20 protein-coding genes and 1 pseudogene are annotated in these 17,895 nt (G+C 64.0%); 7 read left to right on the top strand and 14 right to left on the bottom strand.

Annotation, left to right across the window (positions count from 1 at the left end; translation table 11 throughout):
* Positions 1–38: 38 nt before the first annotated feature.
* The gene (locus tag PMO31116_RS05440) at positions 39–665 is read right to left on the bottom strand and encodes a LysE/ArgO family amino acid transporter (protein WP_150565818.1); all 627 of its coding nucleotides are present in this window, start codon (positions 663–665) and stop codon (positions 39–41) included.
* 7 nt (positions 666–672) lie between these two features.
* Positions 673–1,320, bottom strand: coding sequence for a maleylacetoacetate isomerase (maiA, locus tag PMO31116_RS05445; RefSeq protein ID WP_150565819.1), 648 nt, complete (start codon positions 1,318–1,320; stop codon positions 673–675).
* Between the two features lie 192 nt (positions 1,321–1,512).
* On the opposite strand from maiA, the gene ybiB reads away from it, so the two are divergent.
* Positions 1,513–2,493: a DNA-binding protein YbiB gene (ybiB, locus tag PMO31116_RS05450; RefSeq protein ID WP_150565945.1), complete on the top strand. Its 981-nt coding sequence runs from the start codon at positions 1,513–1,515 to the stop codon at positions 2,491–2,493.
* Between the two features lie 308 nt (positions 2,494–2,801).
* Here the strand turns inward: ybiB and PMO31116_RS05455 are convergent, their stop codons facing one another.
* Positions 2,802–3,185, bottom strand: a complete 384-nt coding sequence (locus tag PMO31116_RS05455; protein ID WP_150565820.1) for a nuclear transport factor 2 family protein — start codon at positions 3,183–3,185, stop codon at positions 2,802–2,804.
* Between the two features lie 222 nt (positions 3,186–3,407).
* Between PMO31116_RS05455 and rpoH the strand changes: the two genes are divergently transcribed.
* From rpoH to cydX, 5 genes are all read left to right on the top strand, one after another.
* Complete coding sequence (gene rpoH / locus PMO31116_RS05460; RefSeq protein ID WP_023872972.1) at positions 3,408–4,346, top strand: RNA polymerase sigma factor RpoH; 939 nt, start codon at positions 3,408–3,410, stop codon at positions 4,344–4,346.
* A 393-nt stretch (positions 4,347–4,739) separates the two neighbouring features.
* Positions 4,740–5,060: a cytochrome oxidase putative small subunit CydP gene (gene cydP / locus PMO31116_RS05465; protein ID WP_150565821.1), complete on the top strand. Its 321-nt coding sequence runs from the start codon at positions 4,740–4,742 to the stop codon at positions 5,058–5,060.
* The gene (locus PMO31116_RS05470; protein WP_145862800.1) at positions 5,050–6,639 is read left to right on the top strand and encodes a cytochrome ubiquinol oxidase subunit I; all 1,590 of its coding nucleotides are present in this window, start codon (positions 5,050–5,052) and stop codon (positions 6,637–6,639) included. Before cydP ends, PMO31116_RS05470 begins: the two co-directional genes overlap by 11 nt.
* Positions 6,640–6,666: 27 nt before the next feature.
* Positions 6,667–7,803, top strand: coding sequence for a cytochrome d ubiquinol oxidase subunit II (cydB, locus tag PMO31116_RS05475; RefSeq protein ID WP_150565946.1), 1,137 nt, complete (start codon positions 6,667–6,669; stop codon positions 7,801–7,803).
* Positions 7,804–7,818: 15 nt separating this feature from the next.
* Positions 7,819–7,935 (top strand): cytochrome bd-I oxidase subunit CydX, encoded by a 117-nt coding sequence (gene cydX / locus PMO31116_RS05480; RefSeq protein WP_023597792.1) that lies wholly within the window; start codon positions 7,819–7,821, stop codon positions 7,933–7,935.
* Between the two features lie 90 nt (positions 7,936–8,025).
* On the opposite strand, the gene PMO31116_RS05485 is transcribed toward cydX, so the two are convergent.
* From PMO31116_RS05485 to PMO31116_RS05505, 5 genes are all read right to left on the bottom strand, one after another.
* Entirely contained in the window at positions 8,026–8,631 is a 606-nt protein-coding gene (locus PMO31116_RS05485; RefSeq protein ID WP_150565822.1) for an SCO family protein, read from the bottom strand.
* 139 nt (positions 8,632–8,770) lie between these two features.
* A complete protein-coding gene (gene cyoE, locus PMO31116_RS05490; protein WP_023597795.1) occupies positions 8,771–9,676 on the bottom strand; it encodes a heme o synthase in 906 nt (301 codons plus the stop codon).
* Positions 9,677–9,694: 18 nt separating this feature from the next.
* Positions 9,695–10,885: a COX15/CtaA family protein gene (locus PMO31116_RS05495; RefSeq protein ID WP_150565823.1), complete on the bottom strand. Its 1,191-nt coding sequence runs from the start codon at positions 10,883–10,885 to the stop codon at positions 9,695–9,697.
* Positions 10,886–10,956: 71 nt separating this feature from the next.
* Entirely contained in the window at positions 10,957–11,592 is a 636-nt protein-coding gene (locus PMO31116_RS05500; RefSeq protein ID WP_150565824.1) for an SCO family protein, read from the bottom strand.
* A gap of 7 nt (positions 11,593–11,599) precedes the next feature.
* Positions 11,600–12,325, bottom strand: coding sequence for an SURF1 family protein (locus tag PMO31116_RS05505; protein WP_150565947.1), 726 nt, complete (start codon positions 12,323–12,325; stop codon positions 11,600–11,602).
* A gap of 144 nt (positions 12,326–12,469) precedes the next feature.
* On the opposite strand from PMO31116_RS05505, the gene PMO31116_RS05510 reads away from it, so the two are divergent.
* Positions 12,470–12,673, top strand: coding sequence for a twin transmembrane helix small protein (locus tag PMO31116_RS05510; RefSeq protein ID WP_023597799.1), 204 nt, complete (start codon positions 12,470–12,472; stop codon positions 12,671–12,673).
* 381 nt (positions 12,674–13,054) lie between these two features.
* On the opposite strand, the gene PMO31116_RS05515 is transcribed toward PMO31116_RS05510, so the two are convergent.
* From PMO31116_RS05515 to coxB, 6 genes and pseudogenes are all read right to left on the bottom strand, one after another.
* Positions 13,055–13,915: a cytochrome c oxidase subunit 3 gene (locus PMO31116_RS05515; RefSeq protein WP_150565825.1), complete on the bottom strand. Its 861-nt coding sequence runs from the start codon at positions 13,913–13,915 to the stop codon at positions 13,055–13,057.
* Positions 13,916–13,954: 39 nt separating this feature from the next.
* Positions 13,955–14,179 (bottom strand): DUF2970 domain-containing protein, encoded by a 225-nt coding sequence (locus PMO31116_RS05520; protein ID WP_023597801.1) that lies wholly within the window; start codon positions 14,177–14,179, stop codon positions 13,955–13,957.
* On the bottom strand, positions 14,172–14,789 hold the full coding sequence (locus PMO31116_RS05525; RefSeq protein WP_150565826.1) for a cytochrome c oxidase assembly protein: 618 nt from the start codon (positions 14,787–14,789) through the stop codon (positions 14,172–14,174). Before PMO31116_RS05525 ends, PMO31116_RS05520 begins: the two co-directional genes overlap by 8 nt.
* 87 nt (positions 14,790–14,876) lie before the next feature.
* Complete coding sequence (locus PMO31116_RS23870) at positions 14,877–14,996, bottom strand: cytochrome oxidase small assembly protein (RefSeq protein WP_217424717.1); 120 nt, start codon at positions 14,994–14,996, stop codon at positions 14,877–14,879.
* A 2-nt stretch (positions 14,997–14,998) separates the two neighbouring features.
* The gene (ctaD, locus tag PMO31116_RS05530; RefSeq protein WP_025249913.1) at positions 14,999–16,591 is read right to left on the bottom strand and encodes a cytochrome c oxidase subunit I; all 1,593 of its coding nucleotides are present in this window, start codon (positions 16,589–16,591) and stop codon (positions 14,999–15,001) included.
* A 46-nt stretch (positions 16,592–16,637) separates the two neighbouring features.
* Positions 16,638–17,858, bottom strand: a pseudogene (gene coxB, locus PMO31116_RS05535) (cytochrome c oxidase subunit II); the annotation flags it as partial.
* Positions 17,859–17,895 lie beyond the last annotated feature (37 nt).

Here is a 17,895-nt window from a genome sequence, read left to right on the forward strand (position 1 = left end):
GCAACCGACGGCAACCGACGGCGCCGCCGGTCAGCTCGCTACAACTGTTGCGCGAGGAGTCCCGCGCACAGCCCCCACATCATCGTGCCCACGAGGCCGTCCAGGATCTGCCAGGCCCTTGCCCGCGAGAACAGCGGGGCGAGCAGGCGTGCACCGTAGCCGAGCAGCGTGAACCAGAGGACGGACGCCGTCATCGCTCCCGCCGCGAACCAGACATTGCCGGGCGCGGCCTCGCGCGCGCCAATGCCGCCAAGCAGGATCACCGTGTCGAGATAAACGTGCGGGTTGAGCACGGACAGCATCAGCACGAGCACGAATGCGCGTTGCCAGGTCATGTCCTGCGTCGCCGCGCGGCTGCCATCCGCCTGCAGCGCGCCGGTGCCGCGAAACGCTGCGCGCCAGGCCCGAAGTCCATACCAGAAGAGGAAAGCGGCACCGCCCCACGTCACGGCGGTCAGGAAACGCGGATACGCGTCGATGAGCCCGCCCATGCCCGCCACGCCCGCCGCGATCAGCACCATGTCGCAAACGGCGCACACGGCCACGACCAAGCCGACATGCCGCTTGAGGATGCCCTGGCGCAACACGAACGCGTTCTGCGCGCCGATGGCAATGATGAGACTGGCGCCAAGGGCCATGCCCCGCCAGAAAGCCGGATCGAACATGCAACGCTTACTCGGCGTCCGGTTGCGCTTCCGGGGCAGCGCGACGGAACGCGTCGAGCGTCTGGCAGTGCGCGTCGATGGCGGCAATGCGCGGGAACGGTGCCATGTCCACCTTGAATCGATTGGCGTTGTAGACCTGCGGCACGAGACAGCAGTCCGCCAGGGTAGGCGTGTCGCCGAAGACGAATTTTCCGGGCGAGGGCTGGGCCGCCAGACGGGCCTCGAGCGCCGTGAAGCCCTCCACGACCCAATGGACGTACCACGCGTTCTTCTGCTCCTCGCTCACGCCCAGGTCCTGCTTGAGATAGCGCAACACGCGCAGATTGTCGATCGGATGGATGTCGGCCGCGATGTCGAGCGCCAGCGCCCGCACCTGCGCCCGCGCGACCGGGTCGGCGGGCAGCAGCGCCGGCGTCGGATGCACATCTTCCAGATATTCGATGATGGCCAGCGACTGATGAATGTTGACGTCGCCGTCGACGAACGTGGGCACGAGCCCGTTGACGTTCAGCGCACGGTACGCCGGTTTGAGCTGCTCGCCACCATCGCGCACCAGATGCACCGGCACGATCTCGTAATCGAGCCCCTTCAGATTCAGGGCGATCCGCACGCGATACGCGGCGGAACTGCGGAAATAGCTGTACAGCGTGGACATGACAGGACCTCGGAGGGCAATGGGGGAAGGCGAAGGCCGCCACCAGTTGTGTGCGTGCGCCGCGCCCGAACACGAGATGGTACTTCAAGCACTGGCACCGGGCACCCCCATGTGCGTATCATGAGCGAACCATCCCCAGCCGGAGCGCGCCTCGCCGCCCCGGTCTCCCATGAACGACAACGCCGAAGTGCCATGACCGCCGCCGCCCCCCTCGCTCCCTTCGCCTGCGCGCCGCTGCTCAAGACCATTGCCCGGGGCGCCAAGGGGGCGCGTGCGCTCACCGCGGCCGAGACGCGTGAACTCTTCGACGCCATCCTCGCCGGACGTGTGGCACCGGCGGAGCTGGGCGGCGTGCTGATCGCGTACCGTATCAAGGGCGAGACGCCGGTCGAGTTGCGCGCCATGCTCGATGCCGCCCACGCCACCTTCACCCCACTTGTCGCCCCCGCGGACGCGCCGCCCCCCGTTCTGCTTCCAAGCTACAACGGCGCGCGCAAACAGCCCAACCTGACCCCCCTGCTCGCGCTGCTGCTCGCCCGCGACGGCATTCCGGTGCTGGTGCACGGTCAGCATCACAGCGGCGCGAACCGCGTCGGCACCCAGGCCATCTTGGCCGAGTTGGGGCACGCCGCGTGCGGCTCGGCGACGGACGCGCAAGCGGCGCTGCGCGACCGACGCGTCGCCTACCTGCCGATCGCGGCGCTGTCGCCCGCGCTTGAGCGCTTGCTGGAGATGCGAGCCGCGCTCGGCGTGCGCAATTCAGGGCACACGGTGGTGAAGTTGCTGCAGCCGTTCGCCGGTCCGGCGCTACGCCTGGTGAACTACACCCATCCCGAGTATCGGGAAACGCTCGGCGAACTGTTTTCCGACCCGGCGAACAGCCCCGCCCCCGGCGTGCTGCTCGCGCGCGGCACGGAAGGCGAGCCGGTCGCCGATGCCCGTCGTCAGGCGGCCATCGAGGGCTTTAGCGACGGCGTGCCTACGTTGTGGCAGGCCGCTGAAGAAGGCGCGACCGGCACGCCGCCGGCGCTCCCTGGCGCGGACGCCCCCGCGACTGCCCGGTGGATCGAGGCGGTGCTGGCGGGCGACCTCCCGATCCCCGCCCCCATCGCCCGACAGGTCGAGGTGATCCGCCTGGCGCTGCGCCTCGACACGCCAGGGGCGCTGGCCTGAGCCACCTCGTGCCCACGCTTCTCGCTTGCCCGCGCCCCGCTCGGGCAAGCGTCCCCGCGATGCGAACGGCCACCGCCGTCCGCCGCCGGACAGGCGGACAGGCGGACAGGCGGACATGACGGATATGACGGATATGCCGGCATTGACGCATCATCCGAGCGCAATTTCATGCATTGCTCCCGATAAACGCAACAATCGCTTGGACGACACGCGAATTCCGTTTTTCCTGGAACATTTTGTTCCGGAATTTGTCAAACGTTAGGTATTGAGGCATGCATCCGGCGAGCGCCGGACGTCAGGGCATCGCGTCAATCGGCCGACGCCATGCGCGTCGCTTGCCAGGAGATGAGGTGCCAGGCGTCCGCTTCGAGCACGTGGACCGCCGTGTAAGTCATCTGCGACTCGAGCGAGCCGGTAGCGGTCTCCAGTTCGACGCGGAGCTTGCCCGTCACGACCACGGTGTCGCCGAACTGGCGCAACTCCTGCGCCTTGACGTCGATGTCGATGTAACGACGCCGCCCGGAACTGAGCGCCTCGAGAAACTCGCTTTTGGTTTCTCGTTTGCCGTTTGAATGAACGTAATGAAGATCGCTTGCCAGCAAGGCATCCAGTTGTTCGACGTCGCACTCGACCATCGCGTCGAAGCGCGCCGATTCGAGTTCCCGTACCGCGTCAATGTGCTTTCCGGCCATGCTGTCCTCCCATCTTCGCCACCAATAAACGCTCGCGGCTTGGGTTGCAATTTACACCATCCACGTGACGTTTGCGCCAGTGACTTCTCCCGTTTGACGGGGGGTGCTGGAAAACCCCGAGACGCCGGAAACTTCCCGTCCGGTAAGGGTTCTAACGTCTTTAGCACTCACGGAAAGAGAGTGCTAAAATGCTTTCCTAGAGGCTAACCAGGAGTCCACCACTTGAGTACTGCCGCCACTTTGCATCCGACGACGCCGGCCACCGGCACGGCGCCGACTTCGCGTGCCCTTGCGCTTGCCCCGTCCGCGTTGATGCTGCCGGGCAGTCTGGGCAATATCGACAGCTACATTCAGGCTGTCAACCGCATTCCGCTGCTTTCCGCCGAGGAAGAGCAGTCGCTCGCCAAGCGTCTGCGCGAGAACGACGATCTGGAAGCCGCCCGCCAACTGGTGCTTTCGCACCTGCGTCTGGTGGTGTCGATCGCGCGTAACTACCTCGGCTACGGTCTGCCGCATGCGGACCTGATCCAGGAGGGCAACATCGGCCTGATGAAGGCCGTCAAGCGCTTCGACCCCGCCCAGGGCGTTCGGCTCGTGTCCTACGCCATGCACTGGATCAAGGCCGAGATTCACGAGTATGTGCTGAAGAACTGGCGCACCGTGAAGGTCGCCACGACGAAGGCGCAGCGCAAGCTGTTCTTCAACCTGCGCAGCCAGAAGCAAGGCCTGCAAGCGTTCACGCCGGAAGAGATCGACCAGGTCGCTCGCGATCTGAACGTCAAGCGCGAAGACGTCATCGAGATGGAAACGCGCATGTCGGGCGGCGATATCGCCCTCGAAGGTCACAGCGACGACGGTGAGAGCGCCAGCTTCGCCCCGATCGCGTACCTGGCCGACTCGCATCAGGAGCCGACCGCCGTGATCGCCGCACGCGAGCGCGACCACCTGCAAAGCGACGGTCTGCAAACCGCGCTCGGCCGACTCGACCCGCGCAGCCGTCGCATCATCGAAGCCCGCTGGCTGTCGGTGGCCGACGACGGCAGTGGCGGCGCCACGCTGCACGAACTGGCGGAAGAATTCGGCGTGTCCGCCGAGCGCATTCGCCAGATCGAGGTCGCCGCGATGAAGAAGATGAAAGGCGCGCTTCAGGCATACGCATAAGTCGACCGCACCGCAACGCCCTGTCGCCGGTCATCAAGCCCCGTGAGATCCACGGGGCTTTTTTATTGGACTTCGAAAGTTCGTCGCCCATTCGCTCAAGACTTGATGCATCGCAAGGTCGCCGGCAGAGCGCGCCGATAGAATCGGATCGTACGTGGCCATGCTGCGTGCGAAGGACGGCCCGGGGGCCGTTCGGCGCGCCGGACCCTTGTCTCGAATCCGCTTCTCATCTGCCGTGCATCACGGGCGGCAGATCCGCATCGAACCAGCGTCATCTGCGTGTCATCCGCCCCCGCGCTCCGCGGTTTGACATTTTCAAGCGTTAAGGCACAATGCGCCGGAAGTCGACGCTGTTTCCGACATCACGACTTTCGACGCCAGGAGCCGTCACGGATGGACACCCACTCTCCTAGCAGTCTGAAGCCTCCCGCCACGGCCGCGCCCGCAGTCGCGCCGCGCCCCGTTGCCTCCGGCATCGTCGCCTGGCTGGTCAGGCGCTGGCGCAACCGCCCTTCCCGTTTCATGTTCGAAATCCTGATCGTTCTCGCGATCAAGGTCGTACTCCTGTTCATTCTGAAACATGCGTTCTTCGACGCGCCGATGGCCAAGCACATGCAATTGCCGCCGGACGTCGTGGCCCGCGCCCTGATCGGGCCGCAGGCAGCAGAAGCGCAGTCCCCCACCCCAAGTCAAGGTGTCCGCCATGATCAGTAGCGAAGTCGTAGACCTCTCGCGCTTGCAGTTCGCCGCTACGGCGCTGTATCACTTCCTGTTCGTCCCGCTCACGCTCGGCCTGTCGTGGCTGCTTGTCATCATGGAGTCGGTCTACGTGATGACCGGCAAGCAGATCTACAAGGACATGACCCAGTTCTGGGGCAAGCTCTTCCTGATCAACTTCGCGATGGGCGTGACCACGGGTCTCACGCTCGAGTTTCAGTTCGGCACCAACTGGGCGTATTACTCGCACTACGTCGGCGACATCTTCGGCGTGCCGCTCGCCATCGAAGGCCTGATGGCGTTCTTCCTCGAAGCCACGTTCGTCGGCCTGTTCTTCTTTGGCTGGAACAAGCTCTCGCGCATCGGCCACCTGGCGACCACGTTCGCGGTGGCGCTCGGCTCGAACCTCTCGGCGCTGTGGATTCTCGTGGCCAACGGCTGGATGAACAATCCGGTCGGCGCGCACTTCAACTACGAGACCATGCGCATGGAGCTCAACAGCATCTGGGAGGTGATCTTCAACCCGGTCGCCCAGGTGAAGTTCGTGCACACGCTCTCGGCCGGTTACGTGACCGCCGCCATGTTCGTGCTCGGCATCTCCGCGTGGTATCTGCTCAAGCGTCGCGACGTCCCTTTCGCGCTGCGTTCGTTCGCCGTGGCTGCGGGCTTCGGCCTCGCATCGACGCTCTCGGTCATCGTGCTGGGCGACGAATCGGGCTACACCACCGGCGAAGTGCAGAAGGTCAAGCTCGCCGCGATCGAAGCGGAGTGGGAAACGGCGAAGCCGCCCGCATCGTTCACGCTGTTCGGGTTCCCGAACCAGAAGGAAGAGCGCACCGATTACGCGGTGAAGATTCCGTGGGCCATGGGCCTGATCGCCACGCGCTCGATCGACACGCCGGTGGTCGGTCTGACGCAACTGCGCGACGAACACAAAGACAACATCAAGCGCGGCATGCTCGCCTTCGCGGCGCTTGAAAAGCTGCGCGGCGGCGACAAGTCGCCGGAAGTGAAGGCCGAGTTCGAAAAGTACAAGGATGATCTCGGCTACGGCCTTCTGCTCAAGAAGTACACGCCCAACGTGGTCGACGCCACGCCCGAGCAGATCCTGATGGCCGCCAACGACACGATCCCGCCGGTCGCACCGGTGTTCTGGTCGTTCCGCATCATGGTCGGCCTGGGCTTCCTGTTCCTCTTTACGTTCCTGTGGGCGTTCTGGCTGTGCGCACGTCGCCGTCTGCTCAAGCCGCGCTCGGCCTGGTTCCTGCGCTGGACCGTGTGGGCGATTCCGCTGCCGTGGCTCGCCGCCGAATTCGGCTGGATCGTCGCGGAAGTGGGCCGCCAGCCGTGGACTATTGCCGGCATTCTGCCGACGCACCTATCGACGTCGTCGCTCTCGGCCACCGACCTTTATCTGAGCCTCGCGGGTTTCATCGTCTTCTACACCGCGCTGCTCGTCATTGAAATGTTCCTGATGGTGAAGTACGTCAAGCTCGGCCCGTCGTCGCTGCACACCGGCCGCTACCACTTCGAGACCGAAGGCGCGAACGGCACCGACCGCGCGGCCTCGGCCTGATCGTCAGGGAGACACGACATCATGATGATCGATTACACCGTACTCAAGCTGATCTGGTGGGTCCTCGTCGGCGTGCTGCTGATCGGCTTCGCCTTCTTCGACGGCTTCGACATGGGCACCGGCACGCTGCTGCCCTTCCTCGGCAAGACCGACGCGGAGCGCCGCGTCATCATCAATACCGTGGCGCCCACGTGGGAAGGCAACCAGGTATGGTTCGTGACGGCCGGCGGTGCCATGTTCGCCGCGTGGCCGCTCGTCTACGCCGCGGCGTTCTCGGGGTTGTACTGGGCGCTGCTGCTCGTGCTCTTCGCGCTGTTCCTGCGCCCCGTGGGCTTCGACTACCGCAACAAGCTGCCGAGCGCGCGCTGGCGCAATTCTTGGGACTGGGCGCTGTTCGTGGGCAGCACGGTGCCGTCGCTGGTCTTCGGCGTGGCGTTCGGCAACCTGCTGCTCGGCCTGCCGTTCTCGTTCGACAACACGCTGCGCTCCACGTACACCGGCTCGTTCTGGGCGTTGCTCAACCCGTTCGCGTTGCTTTGCGGTCTGGTGAGCCTGCTGATGCTGCTCACGCACGGCGCCGCGCATCTGCGCATGAAGGCCGATCCGCGGGTGGCGGAGCGGGCCGGTCGCATCATGCGTCTCACGGCGCTCGGCACGCTCGCGCTGTTCCTTGTGGCCGGCGTGCTTGTCGCCACGCACGTCGACGGCTTCGCCATCACACAGATGGGTGCCACCGACGCACCGGCGAACCCGCTGCTCAAGCAGGTCACCACCGGCCCGGGACTGTGGCTCACGAATTACCACACGTATCCGTGGATGATCGCAGCGCCGGTCGTCGCCTGCCTGTGCGCGCTGCTCGCCGCGCTGCTCGCTACCAGCCGCGCCTACGCCTGGACGTTTGTCGTCACCGGCCTGATGATGGCCGGCATCATCCTGACCGCCGGTTTCTCGATGTTCCCGTTCGTGATGCCCTCGGCCACCGCGCCGGGCAGCAGCCTCACGGTCTGGGATGCCACGTCGAGCCAGCTCACGCTGCAGATCATGCTGATCGCCGTGATCGTCTTCCTGCCCATCATCCTGCTCTACACCGGTTGGGTGTACCGCGTGATCCGTGGCCGCGTGACGATCGAGACGGTCAACGACAACCCGCACACGATGTACTGATCAAGGAGTCGCGACATGTGGTACTTCTCTTGGATTCTTGGCCTCGGCCTAGCACTCGCCTTCGGCATCATCAACGTGATGTGGTTCGAAGCACACGATGACCTCGAGCGCCGCTCGCAGGAAGGCAACTGACACCGCCGGCGATCTCGGCGAGAACGAAAAACGCGCCCGTGGGGCGCGTTTTTTTGTGTGTGGCGCGCTCGGACGCGCCGCGGTTCACGATCAGCTCAAGAGCGTCTTCAGATCCTTGGCCATCGCGTCGACGGATTCGTCCGGGCGCATGAACAGGCGCAACTGGCCCTTCGGATCGAACACATAGATGCCGGCGGTGTGATCGATGGTGTAGTTCGTCGGGGTGGAGCCCTCGACCTTGTTGACCACCACCCGGAACGACTTGGTGAGCGCCTTGAGCGCGGCGTCGTCCGCCGGGCGCAAACCCACGAACGCCGGATTGAATGCCGGGACGTACTGGCCCATCAGTTCGGGCGTGTCGCGCTGCGGATCGACGGTCACGAAAATCACCTGCACGCGCTTGGCATCCTCGGGGCCGAGCTTCTGCATCACCTGGTTGAGTTCGGCCATCGTGGTCGGGCAAACGTCCGGGCAATGCGTGTAGCCGAAGAACATGACCACCGCACGCCCCTTGTAGTCGGCGAGCGTGCGCGTCTTTCCCTGCGGGTCCTGCAACGAGAAGTCCTGCGCGAACTCCTTGTTGCCGGTGATATCGAGACTTTGGAACGTCGGACCTTCCTTGCCGCACGCAGCGAGCAGCACGGTGAGCCCCAGCAGCAACAACGCACGACGCGACCAGGTAAGCGCAAGATTCATGAACGAATGACCCCAGAACGTATGGAAAAAGTGCCTTCCGAAAAGACAACCGGCGCGACGGCGAGAATACCGTAACGCGCCTGTCTTCGTGACTCGCATCGCCGCAGGCGGGCCCGCCGTCGACACGGCAGACGTCGTGTCAGCCCAGCAGGAAGATCTGGACGTAGTGATCGACCAGCAGCGCCGCGAACAGCAGCGACAGATAGACGATCGAGTAGCGGAACATGGAGCGCGAGAGCGCATCGGAATAGTTGCGCCACAGCTTGACCGCGTAACCGAGGAAGATGCCCGAGAGCACCACGGCCGACACGAGATACAGGTATCCGCTCATGCGATGCGCGAACGGCAACAGCGAGACGGCGAAGAGGACCACGCTGTAGAGCAGGATCTGCAGGCGCGTGTACTTTTCGCCATGCGTGATCGGCAACATCGGCAGACCGGAGTTCACATAGTCCTGCCGGCGGTAGAGCGCGAGCGCCCAGAAGTGCGGCGGCGTCCAGACAAAGATGATGAGCACCAGTATCCACGCGTCGGCCGGCACCGCGCCGGTCACTGCCGCCCAGCCCAGTGCCGGTGGCATGGCGCCGGATGCCCCGCCGATCACGATATTCTGCGGCGTGGAAGGCTTGAGGATGATGGTGTAGATGAGCGCATAGCCCACGAACGTGGCGAGCGTGAGCCACATCGTGAGCGCATTCGTGAACGTATAGAGGACGGCCATGCCGGCGGCGCCGAGGATCGTCGAGAACACGATGATCTGCCACGGCGCAATCTCGCCGCGCGCCGACGGACGCCACGCGGTGCGGCGCATGAGCGCATCGACGCGTTGCTCGATCAGGCAGTTCACCGCGAAAGCGGATCCGGCGAGCAGCCAGATACCGATGGTCCCGCCGATCAGCACCTGCCACGGCACCATACCGCGCGTGGACAGGAACATGCCGATCACGGCACAGAAGACGGCCAGCTGCGTCACTCGGGGCTTGGTCAGCGCCCAGTACTGCGCGATACGGCTAGCCGGCGGATGGGGAAGGGTCGTGCTTTTCATACATTCAGAGGCAATGCGCTACGCCGAGCCGGTCGGGGTGCCAGCAATGGGCGCGGCGGCCGGTTCCGCTGACGGGAGGGGCTTCTGGCGGGCCGAAAGGTCTGCCTGAGCCAGGCTGGCCGCAACGGGCGCCGCCTCGACATGGCGGGCGGCGCGAATGCGGTAGTTTAACATGACGAGCAAAAGCAACAGGATCGCCGCCCCGCCATTGTGGGCGATGGCGTTGAGCAACGGCCACTGGAAAACGATATTGGACAGCCCGGTCGCGAATTGCACGACCACCAGCACCCACACCAGCGTCGCCGGTGTCTTGAGTGCGGGGTAGCGCCGCAAGCGGGTCGCCAGCCACGCCAGGTAGGCCACCACCACCACGGCGAACGTACGGTGCACCCAGTGAATCGCTACGAGCGCCTGCATCGGAATGACCTCGCCGCCGGCGGTCTTGCCCAGCTCGCGCCACAGCCGGAAACCGTTGTGGAAGTCCATCGGCGGCACCCACTGGCCCTGACAGGTCGGGAAGTCGGTGCAGGCCAATACCGCATAGTTGGTGCTCACCCACCCCCCGAGGGCGATCTGGAAGACGAGCAACGCCAGCCCGGCGAGCGCCGCCCAGCGCCAGCGCAGGGCCTCGGGGTCTGCCGCCACCTGGGTGAGCGGCATCTGACGCGACGCCAGCCAGGCAAGCGATCCGAGCAAAGTGAGGGCCAACATCAGATGCGTCGTGACGATCACCGGCTGGAGCTTCATCGTCACGGTCCATGCGCCGAAGGCCCCCTGCACGCAAACGAGGACGAACAGCCAGGTTGCAAGCCATGGCGATTGCTTCAGGTCGCGTCGTTTGAGCCATGCCATGACCATCAGCACGATGATGAGCACCCCCACCGACATGGCGAAGTATCGGTGGATCATCTCGATCCACGCCTTGACGAATGTCACCGGCCCGCTCGGCAGCAGCACTTGTGCGGCGTGGATGTCGGCATGCGCCGCGAACGGCGAGGACGTGCCGTAGCAGCCCGGCCAGTCGGGACAGCCGAGTCCCGAATCCGTCAGGCGCGTGAAACCGCCGAACATGATCAGGTCGAGCGTGAGAAAGGTCGTCACCCAGGCCAGCTTGCGGTACTTGTTCGGGTCGCGGCGCAGCAGCACCCAACCCAGCGGCAGTACGGCGATACACAGGCCGATGAAGCCCAGTTCCAGAAGGTAAAGCATCGGTTTTGCGTCAGTTCTTCGTCATTTCCGGCGCGCGGCGCCGGTCTCGTTCCTGCAGGCGACATCGCCCCTCAACCCGTACCCGACCACTTGAGCAGTCGCGCCAGGTCGCGCTTGATCTTGCTCGGGTCGGCGTTCTTCGGAAACGCCATCATCAGGTTGCCCAGCGGGTCGACGAGATAGATATGGTCGCGCAGGCCGGTGCCCTCCTGCGTCGGCAACCACGACGCGAGCGCGATCGGGTCGGCGCGCAGGCGGCGAGTGTCGGGATACGCCGTGTCGATCGTCTCCGGCACTGCGGCACCATCCGTCACCAGCCACAACGTTTCCACACGTGTGCGCTCGTTGCCCTGCAATACGCGGATCTGCCGCATGTAGAAGAGCTTGCTCACACAGTTTTCGTCGCAGGCGCCAGTATCGGCGCTGATCATCAGCCACTTGCCCTTGAGCGACGACAGCGCGAGCGACTGGCCCGTCTCGTCGTCGCGCACCATCAGCGATGGCAGCGGGCGCTGCGGTTCGATCAACGTGCCGTACGCCGACGTGCCGCCTGCGGGCTTGAAAACGTAATACATCAGGTAGGCCGCGATTGCCGGTGCGGCGCACACTACAAACAGCAAAATCAACATGCGCCGCGCGCGACGGCGTTGCATCGGATCGGTCGGGTCGACTCGGCCCGGGCGTCCGGAACTCACATCTGCACTCATGCTTGCCTCATGCCCGCTTGAAGTTGTCGGGGGCCACCCCGAGGCGGCGGCCGCGTCGATATGCCAGACGCAGCCCCAGCAGCGCAAGGATCAGCGACATGCCGAACCACTGCGCCATATATCCATAATTGCGATCCGCGCCGCTCGCCGGCGCGGGCCAGTCGCGCAACAGGTGATCGCCCGTGTCGTTCGTCTGCATGATCACGAAGGGTTGCAGCGGCAGCGACGTCTCGCGCGCATAGTCCGCGACATCCAGATTCTGGCGGATGCTCAATCCCGGCGCCGAGCCGCCGTGCCCCAACTCGAAGGCCCGCGACGGGTCGGGCTGCGCAAGACCCTCGATCGTGACATCGCCCGCCGGCGTTGCGTAAGGCATGATCGCCGTGCGGTCGCGCAAGTCGCGCGGCAACCACCCGCGATTGACGAGCACCACCTGATTCGGCGAGATCTGCAGCGCCATCACCACGTAAAAGCCAGGCAACTCGTTGCGCGGACGATTGTCCAGGTACACCACGCGATTCTGCAGAAAACGGCCCGTCACGCGGACGCGCCGGTTGGCCACGTCCGCCAGGTGGTACGACTGCGCACCCAGCGTGATCACGGGCGCGCGCTCGGCCTGCTCGATGTGCGCCTGACGCGACAGGCGCATCTGCGCGCGCTGGTATTGCCACACGCCGAGCGCCGCCGTAAGCAACACGCCCAACAGAATCAGCAGCGCCGGCACCGGGCGCATGCCCCGCAAGAGGGTTTTCAACACGTGAGTTCCTTGTCTGACCGCCGTTCGACCGCACGGAACACTCGCGCCTCGCACTGCATTGCAGCGTGCCAGCCTGTGTCCGTTGCCCGATAATGACGCATTCCCGTTATCGGACAGATCATGCGCATCATCGTTGCCATCGCCTTCGTCCTGATTCTCGGCAGTCTGGCATCCGCATTATTCTTCATGATGCGGGACAAGGGCCGATCGAATCGCACCGTGCATTCGCTCATGGTGCGCGTCGGCCTGTCGGTGACGCTGTTCCTGCTCATCCTGTTCGCCAACTGGATGGGGTGGATCCACAGCACGGGCATACGATACTGAGTCTCGCGCCCCTCACCTGCGGCAAATCGCCGCACCGCACCCGCGTCGTCCCGCCGACATCGCCTTATCGCGCCTTATCGCGCCTTATCGCGCTATATCCCTCCATAGCGCGCCGGGTCATGCCGGGTCATGCCCGGCGACACCGCCGTCCACCGCTCAATGCGGTGCATTTCAGGTCGGTCCCGGCACATCCTCGCCAGCGTCCAGGCGGTTTCGCGAGCGCTGCGACATAAAGCCGCATTCCGCGCTGCCCGGCCGGCCGCCTGACTGAATACCCCTACTGGCGTGAGGCCATATCGCCTGCCGCCATGCGCTGGAATCGCGCAAACGGAAACGCCGCCGGAATCCGGCGGCGTTCCGACAGCGACAGGCGCTCTGGCGTCAGAGCCAGTAGACCACGACGTACAGGCCCAGCCACACCACGTCGACAAAGTGCCAGTACCAGGCTGCGCCCTCGAAGCCGAAATGGTGCTCGGGCGTGAAGTGTCCCTTCATCAGGCGAACCAGCATGACGGAGAGCATGATCGCCCCCATCATCACATGAAAGCCGTGAAAACCGGTGAGCAGGAAGAACGTCGAGCCATACACGCCGGAGGTCAGTTTCAGGTTCAGTTCGGTGTAGGCGTGATGATATTCGTAGGCCTGGAAGCCCAGGAACACGAAACCGAGCACCACGGTGGCGAACAGCCAGAAGATCGCGCTCGCCCGATGGTTGGCCCGCAGGGCGTGATGCGAGATCGTAAGCGTGACGCCTGACGTCAGCAGCAACGCCGTGTTGAGCGTCGGAATCGGCCACGGGCCCATGGTCTCGAACGCATCGATCACGCCGGCGGGGCCAGTGTTCGGCCACACGGCGGTGAAGTCAGGCCAGAGCAGCTTGTTGTCGAGATCGCCGAGCCACGGCATGGCCAGCGTGCGGGCATAGAACAGGGCGCCGAAGAACGCCGCGAAGAACATCACTTCGGAGAAGATGAACCAGCTCATTCCCCAACGGTACGACACGTCGATGCGCTTGCCGTACAGACCGCCTTCCGACTCGGCAATCGAGTCGCCGAACCAGCCGCGCAGCACCCACAATACCCACAGCAGGCCGACGAGCGCCGTCCACGGGGCCCACGTTTGACCGTTCACCCACGCTGCCGCCGACGCCAGCACCACCAGCAGGCCGACACTGCAGCTCACCGGATGGCGCGAGGGGGCCGGCACGAAGTAGTAAGGCGCCGTTTGGTGTTGACCACTCATTCTTATCTCTCCAGGCTTGGTTCTCTTTGTCTATGCCGATTACGACGTCGCGAGCCGGATGGCGAGCTTCGCCAGCATTACCAGCGCCACGACGAACAGGATGCCCCCGATCAGTCCCGCCGCGATCAGATGCACAGGGTTGAGCTGCGCCATGTCGCGGTCGTGATCGCGCCCCTTGCGCACACCGAAAAACGACCAGAACACCGCCTTGACGGTCTGGACGAAAGACAGCTTGCGCCGGGTCGCCTCCTTCAGGTCATCCATTGCCGCCCTTGCCTCCTCCTGTCGCTCCTGCGTTGACTTCACCCGCCGGCGCGCTCGTCGAAACGTCCGCACGCTGGTTGGCATCGTTCTTGCCAAGATCGAAAAAAGTATAGGACAGCGTGATCGTATTCACATCCTTGGGCAGCTTCGTGTCCACCACGAAAACCACCGGAAATTCCTTGGCCTCGCCGGCCTTGAGCGTTTGCTGCGTGAAGCAGAAGCACTCGATCTTCCTGAAGTAGCTGGCGGCCTGCGCGGGGGCGTAGCTCGGGATCGCCTGGGCACGCACCTCGTGGGACTGCTGGTTCGCCACTTCGTACTCGATGGTCGCGATCTCGCCCGGATGTACCGTCAGGCTGCTCTTCGCCGGCTTGAAACGCAAAGGTCCCTGCGCGTTGGCATCGAACTCGACCGTGATCGTACGGCTCTTGTCCACCTGCGTATTACGGGCAGTGATCTCCGCGGTGCGGTCGCCCAGCTGGTTGATGCCGACGAGATCGCAGAACGCCCGGTAGAACGGCACCATCGCGTAGCCGAAACCGAACATCACCGCGACCAGCAGCAGCAGCTTACTGAAGGTACGCACATTGATTCGTCGCAAACCGCCCATATCCGCCTTGAAGACTGCCGTGAAGACACCTCGTGCTGCCGCGACCGCCGGGGCCACCCTGCGTCCCGCCCGGGCCGGACGCAGGGATCAGATACCGCCCATCAGCTTGGTCTTGATCATCACACCGAAGAAGAAGACCAACACGACCGAGGCGAGAATCAGCCCGGTGCGAAGGTTCTTCGTTCGCTGCTCGCGACTTGCTGCCATGTTCAATGCACCTTCGGCGGGGTCTCGAACGTATGGAACGGCGCCGGGCTCGGCACGGTCCACTCGAGTCCTTCCGCGCCGTCCCACGGCTTGGCTTCGGCTGCGGGGCCACCGCGCCATGTCGGCAGCGCGACGAAGAACAGGAAATACACCTGCATCAGGCCGAAGCCGAACGCACCGATCGTGGCGATCTGATTGAAGTCCGTGAACTGCGCCGGGTAGTCGGCATAGCGACGCGGCATGCCCGCGAGTCCCAGGAAGTGCATCGGAAAGAACGTCACGTTAAACGTGATCAGCGAGCCCCAGAAGTGGAACTTGCCGCGCCACTCGTTGTACATGTGACCTGTCCACTTCGGCACCCAGTAATAGAACCCCGAGAACAACGCGAAGAGTGAGCCGGCCACCAGTACGTAGTGGAAGTGCGCCACCACGTAGTAAGTGCCGTGCATCTGAATGTCGAGCGGCGCCAGCGAGAGCATCAGGCCGGTGAAGCCCCCCATCGTGAACACGAACAGGAAGCCGACGGCGAAGAGCATCGGGGTCTCGAACGTGAGCGAGCCCTTCCACATCGTGGCAACCCAGTTGAACACCTTCACGCCGGTCGGCACCGAGATCAGCATCGTGGCGTACATGAAGAAGAGCTGCCCGGTGACCGGCATGCCCGTCACGAACATGTGGTGCGCCCACACCATGAACGACAGGATCGCGATCGACGCCGTCGCGTACACCATCGAGCTATAGCCGAACAGCGGCTTGCGCGAGAACGCCGGGATCACCTGCGACACGATCCCGAACGCCGGCAGAATCATGATGTACACCTCCGGGTGTCCGAAGAACCAGAAGATGTGCTGGTACATCACCGGGTCGCCGCCGCCCGCCGCGTTGAAGAACGACGTACCGAAGTGACGGTCCGTGAGCAGCATCGTGATGGCGCCCGCGAGCACCGGCATCACGGCGATGAGCAGATAGGCGGTGATCAGCCAAGTCCACACGAACATCGGCATCTTCATGAGCGTCATGCCCGGCGCACGCATGTTCAGAATGGTCACGATGATGTTGATCGCGCCCATGATCGACGAGGCGCCCAGAATGTGCGCGCCGAAGATCGCCAGATCCTGCCCCGGGCCCATCTGCACCGACAGCGGCGCATACATCGTCCAGCCGGCCGCCGTGGCACCGCCCGGCACGAGGAACGACGAGATCAGCAACAGGCCGCCGACCGGCAGCAGCCAGAAGCTGAAGTTGTTCATGCGCGCGAACGCCATGTCGGAGGCACCGATCTGCAGCGGAATCATCCAGTTCGCGAAACCCACGAACGCCGGCATGATCGCACCGAAAATCATCACCAGCCCGTGCATGGTGGTGAGCTGGTTGAAGAACTCGGGACGAATGAACTGCAGGCCCGGCTCGAACAATTCCGCACGGATCATCAGCGCCATCACGCCGCCCGAGAGCAGCATGACGAACGAGAAGATCATGTACATCGTGCCGATGTCCTTGTGATTCGTCGCGAACAGCCAGCGACGCCATCCGTGCGGATGGTCGTGCGCGTGATCGTCGTGACCCGCCACGTGATCGTGAGCGATGGAACTCATACCCAATCTCCTTGCTTCGAACTGGTCGAACGACTTAACTGTTCTTCGCTGCGTCTGCGGCGGCCCCTGCGGCATTCGCCGACTTGTTGCCGCGTGCATCGCGCACCTGCGCCGGCTGAACCACGTCGCCGGTCTTGTTGCTCCACGAGTTGCGCTCGAACGTGATGACGGCCGCAAGCTCCACATCGTTCAGATGCGACCAGTTGGGCATCGCGTTCTTGCCGTGCAGCACGATGCTGATGTGATCGGCCACCGGACCCGTCGCGATCTTCGATCCGTCGAGCGCAGGGAACGCGCCGCCCCCCTTGCCGTTCGGCTGGTGGCAAACGGCGCAGTTCGCTGAGTAGACCTTCTGACCGCGCTCCATCAGCTCCTGCACGGTGTATGTCTTGTTCGGATCGTCGGCGGAAGCGGCCATCTGCTTCTTCTGCGTGTCGACCCACTTGCTGTAATCCTCTTCCGAGACGACCTTCACCACGACCGGCATGAACGCATGTTCCTTGCCGCACAGCTCGGTGCAGAAGCCACGGTACTCGCCGACCTTCTCGGCCTTGAACCACGTATCGCGCACGAAGCCCGGAATCGCGTCCTGCTTGATGCCGAACGCCGGTACATAGAACGAGTGGATCACGTCATTGGCGGTGGTGATCAGGCGCACCTTCTTGTTGACCGGCACCACGAGCGGGTTGTCGACCTCCTGAAGGTACGTGTTGCTCTTTGCTTCCTGGCCGTCGATCTGGCTGCGCGGCGTGGCGAGCGTGGAGAGGAACTTGATGCCCTCGCCGTCGCCCTTCAGGTAGTCGTAGCCCCATTTCCACTGATAACCGGTGACCTTGATCGTCAGATCGGCGTTGGAAGTGTCCTTCATTGCCACCACGGTCTTCGTGGCGGGCAGCGCCATGAGAATCACGATGATGAACGGCACGACCGTCCAGATCACCTCGACCGTGGTGCTCTCATGGAAATTGGCGGGTTGATGGCCCTTGGATTTGCGGTGCTTGAAGATCGAGTAGAACATCACGCCGAACACGCCGATGAAGATCACCAGGCAGATGATCAGCATCATGGTGTGGAGGCTGTGAAGCTCTTCCGCGAGTTTCGTGACCGGCGGCTGGAAGTTGAGCTCGTTGACGGCCGGCCCCCCCGGCATATCCGAGACCGCCGCCAGCGCCAGTGAAGGAGCGCCGGCGAGCAGTGAGGCGCCCGCAAGGAAAGCCGCCAAGGCGTGTTTCGTTGTTTTCATAGCTTCCTTACCCAAAATTACCATCCAAATCCTCCCTGGCGGTCGCCCGAGATCGTCTCCA

It is taken from the genome of Pandoraea morbifera, assembly GCF_902459575.1.
In the GTDB taxonomy this organism is placed as follows: domain Bacteria; phylum Pseudomonadota; class Gammaproteobacteria; order Burkholderiales; family Burkholderiaceae; genus Pandoraea; species Pandoraea morbifera.